Here is a 20,183-nt window from a genome sequence, read left to right on the forward strand (position 1 = left end):
TCCCTCTCTATGACCCGCCGCCGCCTGCTCGGGCTCGGCGGCGTGCTCGCCACCGGCCTGGCGCTGCCGCCAGGCGTCGCCCGGGCGCAGTCCACGCGCGTAGCCACGCTGTTCCAGGGTGCCACCGACAGTGCCGTGGCCCTAGGGCTCAGGCCTTGCGGGGTGGTCGAATCCTGGAGCGAGAAACCTGTCTATCGCTACCTGCGCCCGGCGCTGGCAGGGGTGCCCTCGCTGGGTCTGGAAACCCAGCCAAGTCTGGAGGCCCTGGCGCTGCTGGCGCCCGACCTGATCGTCGCCTCGCGCTTTCGCCATGGCCGGATCGCACCCTTGCTGCAGCAGCTGTGCCCGGTGGTGATGCTGGAGGAGGTCTTCGAATTCAAGCAGACCCTGCTGGCCCTGGGCACCGCTGCGGGGCGTGAAGCGGACGCCATGGCCCTGCTGCAGGCCTGGCAGGCGCGCATCGCCCGTCTGCGCGAGGCGCTGCAACGCCATTACGGGACCCAGTGGCCGCCGACGGTGGCGGTACTGGATGTGCGCGCCGATCACCTGCGCAGCTACCTGCCCGACAGCTTCGCCGGGCGGGTACTCAGCGAACTGGGCTTCGCCTGGCCGGCGGCCAGCCAGGGCAGCGCCGCGTCCTCGATCAAGCTGACCTCCCGGGAAAGCCTCCCGGTGGTGGAGGCCGAGGTCTTCTTCGTCTTCCTGCGCGCCGACCAGGCCGCGGTGCAGCGCAACTACGCCAGTCTGCTCGAACACCCGCTCTGGCAACGCCTGAGCGCCCCCCGGCGCGGGCAGGTCTGGCGGGTCGACGGGGTGGCCTGGAGCCTGGGCGGCGGCATTCTCGCGGCGAATCGGCTGCTGGACGATATCGAGGGCGTTCTGGCCGCCCAGGGGGCCGCATGAGCGCACCCTTCAGATTGCTGCTGCTCGCCCTGGCCCTGGCGCTGACCGCCGTGCTGAGCCTCTCGGTCGGTGCGCGCTGGATCGCGCCTAGCAGCGTGGTGGCGGCGCTGGTGCAGGATCCTTCGCTGGCGCTGGATGCCACCCTGGTCAACACCACGCGCCTGACGCGGCTGCTGGTCGCTCTGGTGGTGGGTGCCAACCTGGCGGTGGCCGGTGCCCTGATGCAGGCCATGACGCGCAATCCCCTGGCTTCGCCGGGGCTGTTCGGCATCAACGCCGGGGCCACCTTCGCCCTGGTGCTGGGCATCACCCTGCTGGGGCTGTCCAGCACGGAAGGCTGGGTGCTCTGCGCGCTGCTGGGCGCTGCGGTGGCCGGCACCCTGGTCTGGATCCTGGGCAACCGGGGCCAGGCGCGCCTGACGCCGCTGCGCATCGTGCTGGCTGGCGCCGCCCTGGCGGCGCTGTTCACCGCTTTCAGCCAGGCGCTGCTGGTGATCAATCAGGAGGGCCTGGACAGCGTGCTGTTCTGGCTGGCCGGTTCGGTGGGTGAGCGCAACCTGGCCATGGCTGCGCCCCTGCTGGTGTTCAGCCTGCTGGCCCTGGCCGCCGCCATGGTCCTGGCCGGGCAGCTGGATGTACTGGTCGCCGGTGACGACCTGGCCCGTGGCCTCGGCCAGCCGATCGGACTGATCCGCTTGCTGGCCGGGGTGCTGGTGATCTGCCTGGCTGGCAGCGCCGTGGCCCTGGCCGGCAACATCGGCTTCATCGGCCTGATGGTGCCGCACCTGGTGCGCGGGCTGTTGGCCCGCGCGCGAAACGAGCATCGCTGGCTGATCCCCGGCTGCGCCCTGGGCGGGGCCCTGCTGCTGGTGCTGGCCGACAGCCTGGCGCGGGTGGTGATCCTGCCCCAGGAGGTGCCCGTGGGCATCATGACCGCCCTGTTCGGCGGGCCGTTCTTCATCCATCTCGCGCGCCGGGGAGGCCGCCATGGCCGTTGAGATCGTCTGGCGGCTCGGCCGCTTTTCCCGGCGCCTGGCCCCGGCCACCCTGGGGCGGCTGGTCGTCGCCGCGCTGGTGGCCCTGGCGGCCTTGCTGCTGTGCCTCTGCCTGGGCAAGGTCTGGTTGACGCCCACCCAGGTGCTGGCCGTCTTCGCCGACGACGCGCACGGCGGCCGGAATTTCATCGTCACCCAGTTGCGCCTGCCGCGGGCGCTGCTGGCGGCCCTGGTCGGCAGCGCCCTGGCGGTGTCCGGCCTGCTGCTGCAGGGCCAGGTTCGCAATCCCCTGGCCTCGCCGGACCTGCTCGGCATCACCAGTGGCGCCAGTGCCGGGGCGGTCTGCTATCTGGCGTTTCTGGCCGGGAGTCTCGGGCCGCATGGCCTGCCGCTGGCCGCGATGCTCGGCGCGGGCCTGGCGGCGCTGCTGGTCTATGGCCTGGCCTGGAATCACGGAGCCTCGCCGTTGCGGCTGGTGCTGGTGGGGGTAGGGGTATCGGCCATGCTCGCCGCGGCCACTACCTTCCTGCTGGTGTTCAGTCCGCTGACCACCACGCTGTCCGCCTACGTCTGGCTGACCGGCAGCGTCTATGGCGCCAGCTGGCCGGAGGTGCGCGCCCTGGGCCTCTGGTGGCTGGCCCTGTTGCTGCCACTGGCGGCTCTGGCGCGACACGCCGTGCTGGCGCAACTCGACGACGACCTGGCCCGCGGCCTCGGCGTGCGCCTGCAGCGGCAACGCGCGGCCCTGCTGGCGCTGGCCGTGGCCCTGGCCGGGGTGGCCATCGCCTGGGGGGCGCCATCGCCTTCGTCGGCCTCATCGCGCCCCATATCGCCCGCCGCCTGCTGCCCAGTGGGTTCGCCGGTCAGGCGCTGCTGGCGGCCCTGGTGGGAGCGCTGCTGGTCATGCTCGCCGACCTCCTGGGTCGTACCCTGTTCCTGCCCCTGGATCTGCCGGCCGGCATCTTCGTCGCCGCCCTGGGGGCGCCCTTTTTCCTCTACCTGCTGATCCGGCAACGCCCCTGAAGGAGGCTTCATGGCAACCCTGGCCAGCCGCGGCCTGACCCTCGGCTACGGCACCCAGACCATCATCGAGGCCCTCGACCTCGACCTACCACCGGGTCGCGTCTCGGTCCTCATTGGCAGCAACGGCTCCGGCAAGAGCACCCTGCTCAAGGCCTGCGCCCGGCTGCTGGAACCACGCCAGGGCCAGGTGCTGCTCGACGGCCAGGACATCCACCGGCAGTCCACCGCCGCCCTGGCCCGGCGATTGGCGGTCCTGCCACAGACCCCGGTGGCGCCCGAGGGCATCAGCGTGCGGCAGCTGGTCAGCCTGGGCCGCTATCCCTACCAGAACTGGATGCGCCAATGGTCGCCAGACGATGCCGCGGCGGTGGACAAGGCGCTGCGCCTCACCGACCTGCTGGCGCTGGCGGAGCGGCCGGTGGACGACCTCTCCGGCGGTCAGCGCCAGCGCGCCTGGATCGCCCTGACCCTGGCCCAGGATACCGATTGCCTGCTGCTGGACGAACCCACCACCTACCTGGACCTGGCGCACCAGATCGAGGTGCTGGACCTGCTGCGCCAGCTGAACCGGGAGGAAGGCAAGACCATCGTCATGGTGCTGCACGACCTCAATCTCGCCTGCCGCTATGCCGATCACCTGGTCGCCGTCCACCAGCGTCGCGCTTACGCCCAGGGCGCTCCCGCGGCGGTGTTGACGCAAGCCCTGGTACGGGAGGTGTTCGCCCTGGAATGCCGGATCATCGCCGATCCCTATTTCGGCACGCCGCTGTGCATTCCCTTCGGTCGCGAGGTACCGCCATGTGCCTGAGGCTCACCTTCGACAGTGCCCAACGGGACGAGCTGCGCGCTACCTTCGGCCTGCGCGAAGCCAGCGAGCGCGATGGGCAGCACAGCCAGCCGGTCGCCGCCTGGCTGGACGCCGCGCGCTGCGCCGAGTTGCTCGACGATCTGGCGGCGCGCATGCAAGCCCCCACGCGGCGGGTCGCGGCGTCGTTGCTGACCAAACGGCTGGGCTTCCTTACCACCGGGGTGGCCTTTCACGCCCTGTCGGCCTATGACCGGCGCCTGGACCTGACGCCTGGCAATGTCTGGATCGAGGATGGCCACGCCCAGGGGCGCTGGCGATCGGCCCTACCGTTGAGCGATACCCGGCCGCTGCCTGCCGTGGAAGATCATGCCACTGCCCGGGCGTTGCTGGCCCGCACCCTGTTCGGCGAGTTGCTGCGGCCGCTCTGGGAGACCCTGGCGCAGGTTGGCCGCGTCTCGCCCCGCATCCTCTGGGAGAACGCGGCGGTGCGGCTCTATTCGCTGTACGACCGGCGCCTTGCCGAATTGGCCGATCCGGCCATTCGTGCCCGCTGCGCCGAGGACTTCGCCTGGCTGCTGGCGGCCACGCCGGCGGAGCTGGGACTGGAGACCAATCCGCTGGCGCAATTCCGCCGGCCTGCAACGGCCAGTACCGTGGGACGTCCCGTCCGCTTCCGGCGCACCTGCTGCTTCTACTACCAGGCCACGGCACCTGCCGAATACTGCTCCAACTGTCCGCTGATCCGCCCCCGGGAGGCCGTATGCCCAGCCACCTGAACGAGCTGCCGGCCGCGCTGATCGCCGGCTACGCCGAGATTTCCGCCTCGACCCTGGGTCATCTCGGACGTACGGGTTACCTGCCCGAGCTCAAGCCGGCGGTAGCCGGCGCGCGCCTGCTGGGCCGGGTGGTGACGGCGCGCATTCCCTTGCCCCACGGCGCCCTGTTGCGCGAGGCGCTGATCGCCAGTCGCCCGGGCGACGTCCTGGTGATCGAGGCCGTCGGCGATCCCCACTGCGCCTGCTGGGGCGAATTGCGCACCCTGGCGGCCCTGGTCAAGGGCCTGGCCGGCGTGGTGGTGAGCGGCGCCATCACCGACATCCAGGCGCTTCGCCAACTCGGTCTGCCGGTCTTCCATCGCGGCATCAGCGCCGTCACCACCCAAGGCGGCGAGGCGCTGGGCGAATTGGACGTCGAACTCCAGCTCGGCGAGACGCTCGTCTGCCCCGGTGACCTCGCCCTGGGAGACGACGACGGCCTGTTCATCCTGTCGCCCGCGCGGGCCACAGCCTTGCTGCCACTGGCCCAGGCCAAGGAAGCCGCGGACCAGGCGCGGCGTGTGCAACTGCTGCAGCGGCTCACCGAAGGGCGCTAAGGCTACTATTCAGGCTTGGTGCCGATCTGCTCCCGCAGGAGTTGCAAATAACGCCGCGCGCCCAAGCCCTGAGGGCGGTTCTTGATCCAGATGACGTCGATCCAGCGACGGATCTGGCTGGCCATGTTGTCGAATTGCACCTGTTCGAGCAGCCCGGCGGCGATCAGTGGGCGCACCAGCGGGTGAGGCAGATAGGCCCAGCCCAGCCCGGCCTGCACCAGGTCCAGCGTCGCCAGATAGCTGTCGGTGAGCCAGACCCGCTGCGACAGCACGATCTGCGGGTCCGAGGCGTTGCGGTCGCCGCCGGCCACCACGATCTGGCGGGTATCGGCCATCAGCGTTTCGCCCAGAGGTCGACCGGTGCGGGTCGAGGGGTAGCCGGGCGCCGCCACCGCCGTGAGCAACTGGCTGCCGGCCTCGGCGAAACCTTCCTGCTCGTTGATCCCCGGTCGTTCGAAGATCAGCGCCAGGTCGACGCTGCCATCGTGCAGCAGGCGGATCGCCTCGGCGCGTGCCGCCGAGCGGATCTCGATTTCCAGCGCCGGAAATTCCTCGGCCAGGGTCACCAGCGGTCGACTCCAGGCACCCGTCTGCAACTCCGGCGCCATCACCAGCACGAAGCGCCGCTCCAGCCCGGCGTGCAATTGCAGGGCATGGGCGTCGAGCAGGTTGAGCTGGCTGGCCACCTGCCGCGCCTGGGGTTCGAGGGCGCGCGCGGCGGGGGTAGGCAAGGCCTTGCGGGTGGCGCGATCGAACAGCACCAGGTCCAGCTCGGCCTCCAGCTGGGAAATCGCCATGTTCACCGCTGACGGCACCCGCCCCAGGACGCGGGCCGCCGCGGAAAAGGAGCCCTCGTCGATCACGGCGAGGAATACCCGAAGCGTTTCGCTGGTAAAGGCCATGGTTGTCAATTTCGCTGATAACGATCGTCTTTTTGTATCAGCCAGACAGGCTTAGAGTCCAGTCAGACCATAACGGAGACAGTGACATGAGCGAGTCGATGGCGGGCCAGGTGGCCCTGATCAGCGGTGCCGGCAGCGCAGCCGGCATCGGCATGGCGATAGCCCGCCGCCTGGGCGCGGCGGGGGCGCGGTTGCTTGTCACCGCCAGCAGTGCCCGGATCGCGGAGCGGGTGGCGGAACTGCGCGCTGCCGGCTTCACCGCTGAAGGTCAGGCCCTGGATCTCACCGAGGAGGCCGCCGTTGGCGACTTCTGCCAGTGGGCCGAGGCGCGTTGGGGCCGCATCGACATCCTGGTCAACAACGCCGGCATGACCATGCAGGGCAGTCCCGAGCCCCTGGTGGAGGTGGCGCGGATGACCCTGGCCGACTGGAATCTGACCCTGGCGCGCAACCTGACCACGGCCTTCCTGCTGACTCGCGCCGTATTGCCCGGCATGCAGGCGCGCGGCTATGGCCGCATTGTCCACGTCAGTTCCGCCACCGGCACCCGGGCGGGCATTCCGCAGGCAGCGGCCTACAGCGCGGCCAAGGCGGCCATGGTCGGCATGAACATGAGTCTGGCGCTGGAGGTGGCCGGGCAGGGCATCACGGTCAACGCCGTCGCCCCTGGCTGGATCGAAACCGCCTCCAGCCTGCCGGAAGAATTGCAGGCGGCGACGCGGGTCCCCGTGGGTCGCGCCGGCCGCCCCGCCGAGGTCGCCGCGGCGGTGGCCTTCCTGGCCTCGCCCGAGGCGAGCTACATCACCGGGGAATACCTGGTGGTGGACGGCGGCAACAGCCGCATCGAAAACAAGGGGGCCTGACATGCAGCCGGTCGTACTGGTCAGTGGGGTTCTGGGTGGCATCGGGGGGGCGGTGCGCGAGCATTTCCTGCTGGCGGGCTGGCAGGTCTTCGGCACCGATCTCGACGGCGCAGCCCTGGCGGCGCTCCAGGCCGACGGCCACCTTGCCGGCCAGCACGCCGCCGACCTGCGCCAGGCCCGCGCGAGCCGGGAGGTGGTCGCCAGCGTCCTGGACCGCCTCGGTCGCCTCGACGCCCTGGTCAACTGCGCCGGCGTCTGGCGCGAAGGCCCGGCCGAGACCTTCAGCGAGGAAGACTTCGACCTGGTGCTGGACGTCAATCTCAAGGCCAGCTTCTTTCTCTGCGCCGCGGCCATTCCCGCGCTGCGCGACACCCGCGGCGCCATCGTCAACCTGAGCAGCGATGCCGGCCGCCAGGGCAATCGCAATGCCGCCGTCTACTGCGCCAGCAAGGGCGCGGTGACCCTGATGACCAAGGCCCTGGCGCTGGATCTGGCGCCCAGCGGGGTGCGCTGCAACAGCATCTCCCCCGGCGATGTGGCGACGCCCATGCTGAACTTTCAGGCAGAGCGCTACGGCAATGGCGATCCCGCCGCCTATCTGCAGGAATTGCTGGAGAAGTATCCGCAAGGCGAGCAGGCGCGCTTCATCCAACCCGAGGAAGTCGCCGAACTGGCCTTTTTCCTGTGCCAACCCGCCGCGCGCTCCATCACCGGCGCCGACCTGGCCATCGATTGCGGCGTCTCGGCCGGGCACTGAGCCCTGGCCGAGCCGCCCTCAACCCCAAGAGGAGTCCGACATGACCACCAGTGGTATCAGCGAAGCCGCCGTCCAGACCTTTGTCGCGGCCGAACGCGAGCGCTTCCTGGCGCGCAATCCCAAATCCCTCGCCCTGGCCGAGCGGGCCCGGCACTCGCTGTTCGGCGGCGTGCCCATGCACTGGATGAACGACTGGTCGATGCCCAGTGCGCTGTTCGTCAGCCATGCCCAGGGTTCGCGCTTCCACGATGTAGACGGCCACGAGTACATCGACTTCTGCCTGGGCGACACCGGCAGCATGTTCGGCCATTCGCCGGCACCCATCGCCCGGGCCCTGGCCGAGCAGGGCGCGCGCGGGCTCACCACCATGCTGCCCGGCGAGGATGCCGTGGTCGCCGGGGAATTGCTCGCCGAGCGCTTCGGCCTGCCGTTCTGGCAGGTGGCGACCACCGCCACCGACGCCAATCGCTATGTCATCCGCTGGGCGCGCGCCATCACCAATCGCAAGGTGCTGCTGGTGTTCGACGGCTGCTATCACGGCACCGTCGACGACGTCATGGTGCGCCATCAGGACGGTCGCACCGTGCACCGCGGCGGCCTGATCGGCCAGGCGCACAACCTGGCCGAGACCAGCCGGGCCGTGCCCTTCAACGACCTCGCGGCGCTGGAGGAGGCGCTGGCGAAGGGCGACGTCGCCGCGCTGATCTGCGAACCGGCCATGACCAACATCGGCATGGTACTGCCCGCCCCGGGCTTCATGGACCAGGTCCGCGCCCTGACCCGGCAATACGGCACCCTGCTGATCATCGACGAGACCCATACCCTGTCCACCGGCCCCGGCGGCTGTACCCGCGCCTGGAATCTGCAGCCGGACTTCATCACCTTCGGCAAACCCATCGCCGGGGGCGTGCCCTGTTCGGCCTATGGCTGCAGCCACGAGATGGCCCAGGCCATGCGCCTGGCACAGCAGCACGCCAGCGAGACCAGCCACGGCCATGGGCACAGCGGCATGGGCACCACGCTGTCGGCCAATGCCCTGGCCATGCGCTGCCTGAGAGTCAACCTGGAGGAAGTGGCGACGCCGGCCGCCTACGAACGGATGCTGCCGCTGGCAGCGCGACTGGCCGCCGGTCTGCGCGCGGTGATCGCCCGCCATGGCCTGGCCTGGTCGGTGACGGAGCTGGGCGCCCGCTGCGAATTCCAGTTCTGCGCCACGCCGCCCACCACCGGCGCCGAGGCGGAAGCCGCCTTCCATGACAGCCTGCAGCAGGCGTTGCACCTCTATCTGATCAACCGGGGCATCCTCATCACCCCCTTCCACAACATGACCCTGTGCTGCCCGGACCTCGCTGCGGCGGACGTCGATCTACTGCTCGCCACCCTCGACCAGGGCCTCGCCGAACTCCTGGCGCTGCCCGGCGCCCGGGAGTGTCAGTCATGAACGTCGCCGACGCCCAGGAAGCCCGCGACTTCCTCGCCGCCCACCCCGAGGTGCGCAGCATCGAACTCATGCTGATCGATGCCAATGGCGTGCCCCGCGGCAAGCTGCTGCACCGGGACGAATTGCTGGCCATCTACGAAGAGGGCCGGCCGCTGCCCAGCTCCATCCTGGCGCTGACCCTGCAGGGGGAGGACGTCGAAGCCACCGGTCTGGTCTGGGAGGTCGCCGATGTCGACTGCTGGACCTATCCACTGCCCGGCAGTCTGACCCTGCAACCCTGGCGCAGCACCCCAACCGGTCAGGTGCAGGTGAGCATGCACCCGACCCAGGGGCTGCCGGCCACGCCCGCCGATCCCCGGCACGCCCTGGTACGGGTGATCGAACGGCTGCAGGCCGACGGCTTCCAGCCGGTGATGGCGGTGGAGCTGGAGTTCTATCTGCTCGACCGCACCCGCGACGCCCAGGGCCGGCCGCAACCGGCGCTGCAGATGAATGGCGTGCGACCCGGCTCGCCGCAGGTCTACGGGGTCTACGAACTGGAGCAGCTGCAACCCTTTCTCGATGACCTCTACGCCGCCTGCGAGGTGCAGGGCCTGCCGGTGCGCACGGCCATCTCCGAATACGCCCCTGGCCAGCTCGAATTGACCCTGCTGCACCGCTTCGACGCCCTCCAGGCCATCGACGAAGGCATTCGCTACAAACGCCTGGTCAAGGGCGTGGCCAACCGCCACGGGCTGCAGGCCTGCTTCATGGCCAAGCCGTTCGGCGACCAGGCGGGCAGCGGCCTGCACCTGCACGTCAGCCTGGCCGATGCCGAAGGCCACAACCTCTATGCCAGCGACGACCCGCAGGGCACGCCGCTGCTGCGCCATTCCATCGGCGGCATGCAGCACCGGATGCTGGATGCCCTGGCGATCTTCTGTCCCAACGCCAACTCCTACCGCCGTTTCCAGGCCAACAGCTATGCGCCGCTGGCCAAGAGCTGGGGGGTCAACAACCGCAGCGTATCCTTGCGCGTGCCGGGTGGTCCGGCCGGCAGTCGCCACATCGAACACCGCATCTGCGGCGCCGATGCCAATCCCTATCTGGCCGCCGCGGCCATCCTCGCCGCCATTCACGAAGGCATCCGTGACGAGCGTGACCCGGGGCCGGCCATCGTCGGCAATGGCTACGAGCAGGCCACCGACTTCCTGCCCACCGACTGGCTCACCGCGCTGCAGGCGCTGGAGCGCTCCAGCTGGATCCGGGAGGCGCTGGGTGAGCGTTTCGTCGAGGTCTATCTGGCGATCAAGCGTGCGGAATACCGGCAATTCATGGCCGAGGTGGGGGAACAGGACTGGCGCTGGTATCTGACCCACGCCTGATGGGTCGGTGTCAGATCAGTCCGACTCGCCCGGCACGGCGATGAGGCGATTCACGCTGATGATGCCGCCATTCCAGATCATCTCAACCGGCGCCGCCTGGACCACGGCAGTGACCAGGCGCGGGGTTAGCAGCGCCCAGCAATGGCTGCCGGGGCGGCGTACCGAGCGATAGCGCAGACCTGGGCAGCCGGCGCGTTTGGCGGCACCGCCTAGACTGCGCGCCGCGCTGTAGTCCAAGGGATCATGGATAGGGTCTGCTGCTTTTAGCACCAGGGCGTCGCGTACCCCCTTCTCGGAGAAGCTCACCGAAAGATTACGGAAGACGAAACGCTCGTACTTCAGTGCCGGCACCTTCGACCAGTAGGCCTGCTGATGATGGTGGACTTCGGCAAGGGCGGTATCGGGATGGTCGGCCAGATAGAGAACGCCGAAGGTGCCATCGCTGAAGCGCGAACCCTCTGGATTGACATGAGTGAAGGGCGCTGTCGCATAGGAGCAACCCGAGATGCCGAAGGGAATCTGTTCGCGAGGAATCAGCTCCAGACGCCCCAGCTCGTTTTGTAGTCGCGGGTTGGTCAACACCTGTAACTGATAGAGCACGGCGAAATCTTCGGCATTGGCAACATCGTCGAACAGGTGGATGGGTGGGAATTTGGAGTTGACCAGGCGATGCCCTTGTAGACGCTCATCGGCCAGCAGGGGCAGGTCCTCCAGCTTCACCATCCGGCACCGCGCAGGACGTCGATACGCCGGAAGGTTTCATAGAGGGAGATCATGTCGCCTTGGGCCATGATCTCCAGCGGCGAACGGCCATTGAAGAATTCATTGTGATTGGCCATGGCGACGAAGCCATAGACGTTTTCCGGGTTGTCGAAAACCAGGCGCAACGCGGAATGCATGTTCAGCACCAGGCTGACACGCTGCAGTTGATCGGCATCCAGGCTCACCGCCCATTCGCTGTCCCGCTGCGACGCTCGGGTATAGGTGCTGCGTGAGATGCGCAGGATCCGGCAACTCTGCTCGCTGGAAGCTTGCCATCTTTCCAGGATATTGAGCGCTGCCCTTAGACCAATCGTGCTCTGGCTTTTCGAAAATTGCTCGACGATGGCAACCTGGGACATAGTATTCTCCAATCTGTAGAGGCAAATATAATGAATTTGCATCTACAGAGATAGAGGCTTTACCGCTCCCTCGCTAGGGCGGCTAGATGGGCGTCCTAGCGAGGGAGCGCCAGGCTGGCCTGCCAGCGCCGATCCCGGGTCGAGGGCCGGCGGTGCAGCCGCTCGTCCAGCAGCGCCGCGGCCTTGCCCTGTTCGCCCCGCGCAGCAGGGCGACCAGCAGGGTGTCTTCGATGACCTCGCGCTGGGCGCCGCTGCCACCGATGCGGGGGACGTCCGCGCGCAGCGGCTCCAGCAGCCGGGCACAAGCTAGATAATCTTCCTCGGCGAAAGCCAGCAGGGCGCTGCAGAGCAGCGGGACGACCGGCCCGGCGGGCAGGACGCCGTCGCGCAGACGACTTTCCAATACGGCGACGCGGGTTTCCACCGCCCGACGATCCCCGGTCGCCGCGGCGATCAGTGCCATATGGACATCGGCAAAGGCCAGCCCCGGTTGCTGGAACAGCCCATCTGCGCTGGCTGCGGTGGCCTGCCAGAGGCCGACGGGCACCTCATGGCCATAGAGGCCCAGGCGCCAGAGAAAGGAGGCGTTGTCGCTGACCCGATTGAGTGGGCCGGCGGTGGACGCGGCCGGCGCCACGAAGCGCTGATAGAGGGCCAGCGCGCCCTGGCTGTCACCCTGTTCCAGGGCCACCAGGGCGCCGTGCCAGGCGATATGGCCATGCAGGGTACCGTGATGGGGGTACTCGGGCAGCCAGCCGGCAATCAGGGCCTGAGCGGACTGGCTGGCGCCGGATTCGTGCAGGACATGGGTCAGGGCATGGGCCGCGTTGACGTTGTGGCGGCGCAGCTCGAGCGCCCGCTCGGCAAGCGCCCGACCGCGGACCACGTCGCCGTTCTCGCCGTGGGACCAGCCGCGGTAGGTCAGGAACCACCAGTCATCCGCGGCGAAATGGCGGGCATGGCGCTCGCAGAGGTCGACCCGCGCCTGGTCATGATCGGCGCGCCCGGAAAACGCCAGCAAGCCGAAGGCCCCCAGCGGCAGGCCGAGGATCAGGATGTCGCGCGGCCAGCGCTCGGCGTGTTCCAGCGCGCCCTGCAGGGCCTGGGCGGCCTCACCGGCGATCAGCCGCCGCACGACTTCCACATGGCTGCGCTCGCGCTCCGTGCCCTGTCGCTCAACCAGCCGGTGCGCCTGGGCGATGGTCTCCCGGGCAGCGCCGGCCTGGTTGTCGATCAGCTGCAGCCGTGCCCGCGCTGCATGGGCCAGGGCGAAGCCAGGATCGGCCGCGATGGCCTCGTCCAACGCTTCCGCCGCACCGGGCCAGAGCGACAGCAAGAGATCTATGCCGGCCTGATAGCGCTCGGCGGCGCTGGCGGAAGCGGTGGACAGGGGAAGGTCGTAGCGGTCGGTGCAGGAGAGAGGCATGAGGGTGTTTCGATCTTCAAGCAAGGAGGCGCCACTGCCCAGCAACGGTCAGCGGCTTCGAACACCCTTGATAGCAGGCGGCCACGGGTACGGCTAGCGCCCGCAGCTCATGGCGGCTTGAAAGAAGCTCATGAACAGCAGACGGGTGCTTGCGTCCACCGCTTGCACAGCGGCGGTTAGAAGCGGCGCTGCGCATCCTGGCTGATACGGTGGCTTCGCCGCCTAGCTCGTTTCCCGACCTAAACGGCGCTGCGACTCGCCAACCACGCCCGCCACCCACCATGCGCCGTGATGTCCTCAGCCTCCGCCAGGCCATAGGGCTCGCAGATGAAGCCGGTTTCCCAGCTGCCATCGGCCAGTTCCACCTTGCCCAGGCCGAGCGGGGCGGGGATGCCGGTGAGAAAGCTACCCAGTTCGCTGCTGGGCAGCTCCCAGACCTCCACCTCGATGGCGGCGCCGTCTTCGGCGACCCGGACCATGCCCGGACGTAGCGGCGGGCCGCCGGCCAGGGCGTGGAGGCGATAGTGCGGCGCGCTCCGGGTCAGGGCCAGGCGGCGGGCACCGCGGGCGAGCAACTGGCCATTGAGGGGCAGCCCCTGCAGATGGGCACCGCAGACCACCAGCCGGGCACGGTCATGGTGGGCGGGACGCGCCGGCAGGCTGGCGTGCGGCAGGGCGCCGCCGACCAGCGCCAGGCCTTGGGCTTCCTGCAGGGCCGCGGCCAGGCTCAGCAGGTACTGGTCGGTGAAGACCCGGCCGAACAGCGTCACGCCCCAGGGCAGGCCGTTGGCCATGACGCCGGCCGGCACGGCCACGGCGGCGTAGTCCAGCAGGTTCATGAAGTTGGTGTAGTAACCCAGATCGGCGTTGCGGGTGACCGGTTCGGCGGCCAGTTCCGCCAGGGTCACCGGGCGCGGATAGGTGGGGGTAAGGACGCAATCCAGTTCGGCGAGCAGGGTGTCGCACCGGGCTTTCAGCGCCTGCAGGCGGTAGCCGGCGCGAAAGGCGTCCACCGCCGTGGTGTCGGGCGCCTTTTCCAGCACGGCGCGGATCACTGGCAGTACGGCGTCCGGTTCGGCCTCGATCAGGGCGCCGGCCACGCTATAGCGCTCGGCGACCCAGGGGCCTTCATAGAGCAGGCGCGCGGCTTCCAGGAAGGGCGCAAGGTCCAGCGGCACGGCTTCGCCCCCCAGGGCCTCCAGCTGGGCCTTGGCCGCCGCGAACAGCGCCGGGCTTTCCGGGCAGCCGAGGAATTCCAGCTGGGTCGGGACGCCGAAGCGGAAGGGCCGCGGGCGGCCGAAGGCGCTGGCGTCGTTCCACTGTGGATTGGCGCGGCTGTAGGGATCGCGCGGATCGAGGCGGGCGGTGAGCGCCAGCAGCGTGCTGGCTTCGGCGGCGGTGGCGGTAAAGAAGGTCACGCAGTCCAGGGTCTGGCAGGCAGGGACCACGCCGGCGGTGGACAGCAGTCCCTTGCTGCCCTTGAGGCCCACCAGGTTGTTCAGCCCCGCGGGCACGCGCCCGGAACCGGCGGTATCGGTGCCCAGGGCGAAGCTGGCGACACCCAGGGACACGGCCAGCGCCGAACCGGCACTGGAGCCGCCGGAAGGATAGTCCGGATGGACACTGTTGCGACAGGCGCCGTAGGGCGAACGGGTGCCGTTGAGGCCGGTGGCGAACTGGTCGAGATTGCACTTGCCCAGCGGCACGGCGCCCAGGGCGACCAGCTGTTCCACCAGGGTCGCCGAGCGTTCGGGCACATAGGCATAGGCCGGGCAGGCCGCCGTGGTGGGGATGCCGGCGAGGTCGATGTTGTCCTTGATGGCGAAGGGGATGCCATAGAGCGGCAGCTCGGCGGGATCGCGATCGTCCAGGGCGGCGAGATAGGGCTCCAGCTCGGCTGGGGTCAGCAGGTGGATGAACAGGTGGTACTCGGGGTTGAGGGCCGCGGCCTGTTCCCGCAATTCAACGATGAGCGTGCGTGGGGTCCGGGTCCCGGCGGCATAGGCGGCGCTCAGGGTGTCGAGGCGCAGATCGAATGTCATGGTGGCTTCCTTCACGTCTTGTCGATGACCAGCAGGCGCTGGCCGGCGCGGATCGGCGAGCCGGGCTGGACCTGCAGGTCGTGGATCCGGCCGCTGCAAGGCGCGAGCAACGGGATTTCCATCTTCATGGATTCCAGGATCAGCAACGGCTGGCCGGCTTCCACCTGGTCGCCCGGCTGCACCTGGGCCTGCCAGAGATTGCCGGCCACCGGGCTTTCCAGGGCCAGCTGGTGGCTGGCGAGGGGGACATCCTCGGTGGCTTCCACGGCGGCTTCCTGGCTGTCGAAATGCGCCTGGCCGGAGTCGATCCAGCGCTGCCGCTCGGCGGCGAAGGCGCTCTGCTGGCGCGTGCGGAAGGTGGTAATACCCTCGGCTTCGCGTGCCAGGAAGGCCTGGTAGTCGGCCAGGGACAATTCGCTCTCTTCGATGCGCAGCGGCACGCGACCCAGTGGGAAGTCCGCGCGGATGCGTAGCAGCTCGTCCGCCGACACCTCATGGAAGCGGATCTGATCGAAGAAGCGCAGCAGATAGGGCTGGCCGTGGAAGGCTTCCACGTCACGGTAGCGATTCCACATCTGCAGGGTGCGACCGACGAACTGATAGCCGCCAGGGCCTTCCATGCCGTACACGCAGAGATAGGCGCCACCGATGCCCACCGAGTTTTCCGCGGTCCAGGTACGCGCCGGGTTGTACTTGGTGGTCACCAGCCGGTGACGCGGATCGAGGGGGGTGGCCACCGGCGCACCCAGATAAACGTCGCCGAGGCCCATCACCAGGTAGCTGGCGTCGAAGACGATGCGCTTGACCGCCTCCAGGGACTCCAGGTCATTCACCCGGCGGATGAACTCCAAGTTGCTCGGGCACCAGGGCGCGTCCTTGCGCACCGTGGTGGTGTATTTTTCGATGGCCAGGCGGCAGGCCGGATCGTCCCAGGACAGCGGCAGATGGACGATGCGCGAGGGCACCCGCAGGTCCTGGGCATCGCCCAGCGCCTGCCAGCAGCGACTGACCGCCGCCAGCAGCTCTGCCAGAGGCAGTGCCTCGGGCTGGTAGTGCACCTGTAGCGAACGGATGCCGGGGGTGAGTTCGTACAACCCGGGCAGCGCCAGCGCGGCCAGTGCCTGCATCAGCCCATGGCCGCGAAAGCGCAAGGCCAGGTCCAGCTCCGGTGGGCCGATCTCCAGCAGCAGATGGGTATCCCCGGAAAGCCGCGCCACCAGGCGCTCGGCGCCCTGGCCCAGATCCAGCACCACGGGATCGCCGCGCTCGGGCGTAATGGCGATCTCCGCCTGCGGCTGCAAGCTGCTTTCCTCGGCCAGGCGTGCCTGCTGCAGGCGTCGCGCGGTCGCCAGGTCCACCGGCAGGAAGCGCAGCCGGTCGCCGGCCTTGAGCTGGCCCAGTTGCCAGAGGTCGGCTTCGATCACTGTGACCGGACAGACGAAGCCGCCCAGGCTGGGGCCGTCCGGGCCGAGGATGACCGGCATGTCGCCGGTGAAGTCCACCGCGCCCACCGCATAGGGATTGTCATGGATATTGGAGGGATGCAGACCAGCCTCGCCGCCGTCTTCGCGGGTCCATTCCGGCTTGGGGCCGATCAGGCGCACGCCGGTGCGACTGGAATTGAAGTGCACCTCCCAGTCGGTGGCGAGAAAGAGATCCAGATAGGCCGGGCTGAAATAGTCCGGCGCACCGTGCGGTCCATAGATGACGCGCAGGGTGCGGGTCTCGGGCAGCCGGGTGGTCAGGGCGAGGGGCAGCCGGGCCTCCGCACGTGCGTCGGTCAGCGAGTGCAGGTGCAGCACGTCGCCGGCGCGCAGGGCGCGGCCACCGTGACCGCCGAACTGGCCGAGGGTGAAGGTGCTGCGACTGCCCAGGTAGTCGGGCAGGTCCAGGCCGCCTCTCAGGCAGAGATAGCTGCGGGCGCCGGCGCCGGTGATGGCGCCCAGGTGCAGGATGGCACCCGCGGGGACGCGAAAGACGCTGTCCATGGCCTGGGGTTGGTCGTCCAGCAGGATCGGCAGCGCCGCGCCGGTGACCACCACCACGGCCTCGGTGTTGAATCTCAGGGTAGGGCCGGCCAGGGTGATTTCCAGGGCGGCCGCGCGGCCGTCGTTACCGAGCAGGCGATTGCCCAGGCGCAGGGCGCGGTCGTCCATGGGGCCGGAAGGGGGAATGCCCACCGACCAGTAGCCGAGGCGCCCGGGGGCGTCCTGCACCGTGGTCTGGGTGCCGGCGCTGAGCACCTCCAGGGTGGTGGCCTGGTAGGTCAGCCCTTCCAGGCAGCGCGTCCAGGGCTGGCCCGAGGCGAAGGGCGCGGCGGCGAGGATCTGCCGCAGGTAGTCGCCATTGGTTTCCACGCCATAGAGCCGGGTTGCCGCCAGGGCCTGATCGAGGCGTTGCCGGGCGGCGTCACGGTCGGGGGCCCAGGCGATGACCTTGGCCACCAGGGGATCGAAATAGGGCGGGATCTCGCAGCCGGCCTCGACCCAGGTGTCCAGGCGCAACGCCCGGCCATCCGCGGGTGGGAAGTCGACCTGGGTCAGCAGGCCCGGGCTGGGCTGGAAGTCGCGACCCGGGTCTTCGGCATAGAGCCGCGCCTGGATGGCATGGCCCTGGGGCTGCAGCCCCGCGGCGAGCACGGCCAGCGGCGGCAGTTCGCCAGCGGCCAGTTCGATCATCCAGCGCACCAGGTCCACGCCCCAGACCTGCTCGGTGACGCCGTGCTCGACCTGCAGCCGGGTGTTCACCTCCAGGAAGTAGAAGCGGTCGGCGGCGCTGTCGTAGACGAACTCCACGGTACCGGCGCTGCGATAGCGTACCGCGCGTGTCAGCTCCAGGGCGGCGGCGCAGAGCGCCTCGGCCATGCCGGCCGGCAGGTTGGGCGCCGGGGTTTCCTCCAGTACCTTCTGGTTGCGGCGCTGTACCGAGCAGTCGCGCACGCCCAGCGCCAGCACCTCGCCCTGGCCATCACCGAACACCTGCACCTCCAGGTGCCGGGCGCGTTCGATGTACTTCTCCAGGAAGACGCCCGCGTCGCTGAAGTTGTTCTGGCCCAGCCGGCGCACGGCGTCGAAGGCCTCGGCGAGTTCAGGGTCCGTGCGGCACACGCGCATGCCGATGCCGCCGCCACCGGCGGTGCTCTTGAGCATCACCGGATAACCGATCTGTTGCGCGGCCGCCAGTGCCCCTTCCAGGGTATCCAGCAGCTCGGTGCCCTCCAGCAGCGGCACGCCCTGGGCGCGCGCCAGGGCCCGCGCCGTGTGCTTGAGACCAAAGGTGCGCAGTTGCTCGGGGGTGGGCCCGACGAAGGCGATGCCGGCGGCTTCGCAGGCTTCGGCGAAGGCGGCGTTCTCGGAGAGGAAGCCATAACCCGGGTGAATGGCCTGGGCGCCGCTCTGGCGCGCCACCTCGAGCAGCTTGGCGGTGTCCAGGTAGGTGGCCGCGGCGGCGCCTTCGCCCAGGCTGAAGGCCTGGTCGGCCGCGCTGACATGGCGGCTGGCGCGATCGGCTTCGCTGTAGACGGCGACCGCGGCGACGCCCAAGTCGCGCAGGGTGCGCTGGATGCGGCAGCTGATGGCGCCACGGTTGGCGATGAGCAGGGTGGTGAACATTCGAGGCGTCCTCGAAGGCGGCGGGCCGTCCCGCCAGATAAAAGCTCCCGGGGTCGTCCCCAGGAGGCCGCGCGAGGGCGGTAGGTCAGTCGGCGTCTAGCGCTTGCCGCGGTAGCTGTAGCGCCCGGCGCGGACTTCGCAGAGGCGATGGAGACGCGGTCGCAGCCACTGCCAGAGCTGGCGTGCGTGGGTCAGTCCCATAGCAGCACCTCCGCCGGAGTAGGGTTCCAGCCGTTGCAGGGGTTGTTGAGTTGCGGGCAATTGGAAATAAGCAGGATGACGTTGGTCTCGGCGCGCAACTCCACATACTTGCCGGCGCCGGAGATGCCATCGGCGAAGGTCAGGCCGCCGTCCGCGGTCACCGGCACGTTCATGAAGAAGTTGATGTTGGCCCCGATGTCGCGCTTGCCCAGGCGCCCGTCATGGCCACCGGCGCAGAGGAAGTTGTCACGGCAGCTGTGCATCTGCCGGCGATCCAGGGCGTAGCGCACCGTGTTGCTCTCCTGGGAGCAGGCGCCGCCCAGGGTGTCATGGCGGCCACAGGTGTCGGCGACGATGGTCAGCAGGGGATTGCCCAGGTTGGAATAGAGCACGCTGCCGGTCGACAGATAGACCCGGCCCTGGCGTCTCAGGGTGCGCTGGGGATCGTAGCGTTCCTGGGGGTTGGCGGCGGCGTAGAAGAGGGTGTCCACCGCCTGGTTGCCTTCCAGGTCATGGATGCGCAGGGTCTGGCCGGCCTTGACCTCCTTGAGGTAGGGCGCTCCGGCCGGCAGGAGGGCGCGGTAGCTGGCATCTTCCGGGCGTTTGGTGCTGGCGATCAGGGTCATGGCAGGGCCTCAGAGGAAGTAGCGGGCGGTGTTCTGGAAGGCGCGCTCGTTTTCCGGGCGCGAGGTGCGGCAGCGTTCGGCCACCTCGGGCGCCGCGCGCAACTGGGCGAGATCGACCGGGCGCGGCGCATAGACCGGGTCCGGGTCCAGCGGATGCTGCAGGGCGGTCAGCACCACCAGGGTGTTCATGGGCGCATGGAGCTCGACCAGATCGCCGGCGCGGGAGTTGCCGGGCACGAAGGCAAAGGCGCCCGCGGCATCCACGTCCACCCGGCTGAACAGGTTGAGGGTCATCAGCAGGTCTTCCAGGCCCAGGCCCCACTTGGCCAGTTCCACCAGCAGGTTGTCGGTGCCATTGCGGTGGAAGCCGTTGCGCAGCTCCTGGTAGCGACCCGCGCCGTATTTCTCCGCCACCTCGGCGGCATTGGCCACGCCGCCGAAGCTGTCGTGCCAGCCGCAGGTGTCGCGCACCACGGCCGCCAGCACCCGCCCCATGTCGGAATAGAGGCAGTGTCCGGCGGTGAGACGCGCGGTGTGCTGGCCCTTGAGGGTATCGGGCAGGTTCAGCCGCTCGCTGCGGTCATCGGCATTGAACAGCAGCAGGCTGACATTGGCGCCGCCTTCCACGTCGGTCAGCCGCAGGGTCTGGCCGCGGCGCAGGATGAAGGAGGCGGTGCCGCCGCCGGGGACGCGTTCCTGGTAGAGCAGTTCGTCAGTCATGGGCAACC

17 protein-coding genes and 1 pseudogene are annotated in these 20,183 nt (G+C 69.2%); 10 read left to right on the forward strand and 8 right to left on the reverse strand.

The genetic code is table 11. The features are described from left to right. The first annotated feature begins 9 nt into the window (after positions 1-9). From BGI51_RS18250 to BGI51_RS18275, 6 genes and pseudogenes are all read left to right on the forward strand, one after another. The gene (locus BGI51_RS18250) at positions 10-903 is read left to right on the forward strand and encodes an ABC transporter substrate-binding protein (protein ID WP_187981348.1); all 894 of its coding nucleotides are present in this window, start codon (positions 10-12) and stop codon (positions 901-903) included. Next, positions 900-1,901, forward strand: a complete 1,002-nt coding sequence (locus tag BGI51_RS18255) for a FecCD family ABC transporter permease (RefSeq protein WP_187979252.1) — start codon at positions 900-902, stop codon at positions 1,899-1,901. Before BGI51_RS18250 ends, BGI51_RS18255 begins: the two co-directional genes overlap by 4 nt. Then, positions 1,891-2,921: pseudogene (locus BGI51_RS18260) on the forward strand (FecCD family ABC transporter permease). Before BGI51_RS18255 ends, BGI51_RS18260 begins: the two are co-directional and overlap by 11 nt. A gap of 10 nt (positions 2,922-2,931) precedes the next feature. Further along, a complete protein-coding gene (locus BGI51_RS18265) occupies positions 2,932-3,729 on the forward strand; it encodes an ABC transporter ATP-binding protein (RefSeq protein WP_187979253.1) in 798 nt (265 codons plus the stop codon). Then, the gene (locus BGI51_RS18270) at positions 3,720-4,505 is read left to right on the forward strand and encodes an IucA/IucC family C-terminal-domain containing protein (RefSeq protein ID WP_187979254.1); all 786 of its coding nucleotides are present in this window, start codon (positions 3,720-3,722) and stop codon (positions 4,503-4,505) included. The genes BGI51_RS18265 and BGI51_RS18270 overlap by 10 nt, the downstream gene beginning before the upstream one ends. Continuing rightward, entirely contained in the window at positions 4,490-5,101 is a 612-nt protein-coding gene (locus tag BGI51_RS18275; RefSeq protein ID WP_187979255.1) for an RraA family protein, read from the forward strand. The genes BGI51_RS18270 and BGI51_RS18275 overlap by 16 nt, the downstream gene beginning before the upstream one ends. Before the next feature lie 5 nt (positions 5,102-5,106). Here the strand turns inward: BGI51_RS18275 and BGI51_RS18280 are convergent, their stop codons facing one another. Then, positions 5,107-6,003 (reverse strand): LysR family transcriptional regulator, encoded by an 897-nt coding sequence (locus BGI51_RS18280; protein ID WP_187979256.1) that lies wholly within the window; start codon positions 6,001-6,003, stop codon positions 5,107-5,109. Positions 6,004-6,089: 86 nt separating this feature from the next. Between BGI51_RS18280 and BGI51_RS18285 the strand changes: the two genes are divergently transcribed. From BGI51_RS18285 to BGI51_RS18300, 4 genes are read left to right on the forward strand one after another with little or no spacing between them, the layout of a single operon-like run. After that, positions 6,090-6,866: an SDR family NAD(P)-dependent oxidoreductase gene (locus tag BGI51_RS18285; protein ID WP_187979257.1), complete on the forward strand. Its 777-nt coding sequence runs from the start codon at positions 6,090-6,092 to the stop codon at positions 6,864-6,866. A gap of 1 nt (position 6,867) precedes the next feature. Continuing rightward, entirely contained in the window at positions 6,868-7,623 is a 756-nt protein-coding gene (locus BGI51_RS18290; protein WP_187979258.1) for an SDR family NAD(P)-dependent oxidoreductase, read from the forward strand. Between the two features lie 40 nt (positions 7,624-7,663). Further along, a complete protein-coding gene (locus BGI51_RS18295; RefSeq protein ID WP_187979259.1) occupies positions 7,664-9,064 on the forward strand; it encodes an aspartate aminotransferase family protein in 1,401 nt (466 codons plus the stop codon). Further along, entirely contained in the window at positions 9,061-10,428 is a 1,368-nt protein-coding gene (locus BGI51_RS18300) for a glutamine synthetase family protein (RefSeq protein ID WP_187979260.1), read from the forward strand. The genes BGI51_RS18295 and BGI51_RS18300 overlap by 4 nt, the downstream gene beginning before the upstream one ends. A 15-nt stretch (positions 10,429-10,443) precedes the next feature. Here BGI51_RS18300 and BGI51_RS18305 read toward each other — a convergent pair whose 3' ends face one another. The 7 genes from BGI51_RS18305 to BGI51_RS18335 form a co-directional block, all read right to left on the reverse strand. Continuing rightward, a complete protein-coding gene (locus BGI51_RS18305) occupies positions 10,444-11,151 on the reverse strand; it encodes an RES family NAD+ phosphorylase (protein ID WP_187979261.1) in 708 nt (235 codons plus the stop codon). Continuing rightward, positions 11,145-11,549: an antitoxin Xre-like helix-turn-helix domain-containing protein gene (locus tag BGI51_RS18310; RefSeq protein WP_187979262.1), complete on the reverse strand. Its 405-nt coding sequence runs from the start codon at positions 11,547-11,549 to the stop codon at positions 11,145-11,147. The genes BGI51_RS18305 and BGI51_RS18310 overlap by 7 nt, the downstream gene beginning before the upstream one ends. 82 nt (positions 11,550-11,631) lie before the next feature. Then, positions 11,632-12,975, reverse strand: a complete 1,344-nt coding sequence (locus tag BGI51_RS18315; RefSeq protein WP_252977120.1) for a tetratricopeptide repeat protein — start codon at positions 12,973-12,975, stop codon at positions 11,632-11,634. 239 nt (positions 12,976-13,214) lie between these two features. Then, on the reverse strand, positions 13,215-15,017 hold the full coding sequence (gene atzF, locus BGI51_RS18320; RefSeq protein WP_187979263.1) for an allophanate hydrolase: 1,803 nt from the start codon (positions 15,015-15,017) through the stop codon (positions 13,215-13,217). An 11-nt stretch (positions 15,018-15,028) separates the two neighbouring features. After that, entirely contained in the window at positions 15,029-18,628 is a 3,600-nt protein-coding gene (uca, locus tag BGI51_RS18325) for an urea carboxylase (RefSeq protein ID WP_187979264.1), read from the reverse strand. A gap of 191 nt (positions 18,629-18,819) precedes the next feature. Further along, positions 18,820-19,455 (reverse strand): urea amidolyase associated protein UAAP2, encoded by a 636-nt coding sequence (locus BGI51_RS18330; protein ID WP_017640185.1) that lies wholly within the window; start codon positions 19,453-19,455, stop codon positions 18,820-18,822. Between the two features lie 9 nt (positions 19,456-19,464). Further along, a complete protein-coding gene (locus tag BGI51_RS18335; protein WP_158895542.1) occupies positions 19,465-20,175 on the reverse strand; it encodes an urea amidolyase associated protein UAAP1 in 711 nt (236 codons plus the stop codon). Positions 20,176-20,183: the final 8 nt, after the last annotated feature.

Source organism: Pseudomonas oryzihabitans (assembly GCF_014522265.1).
In the GTDB taxonomy this organism is placed as follows: Bacteria; Pseudomonadota; Gammaproteobacteria; order Pseudomonadales; family Pseudomonadaceae; genus Chryseomonas; species Chryseomonas aestiva.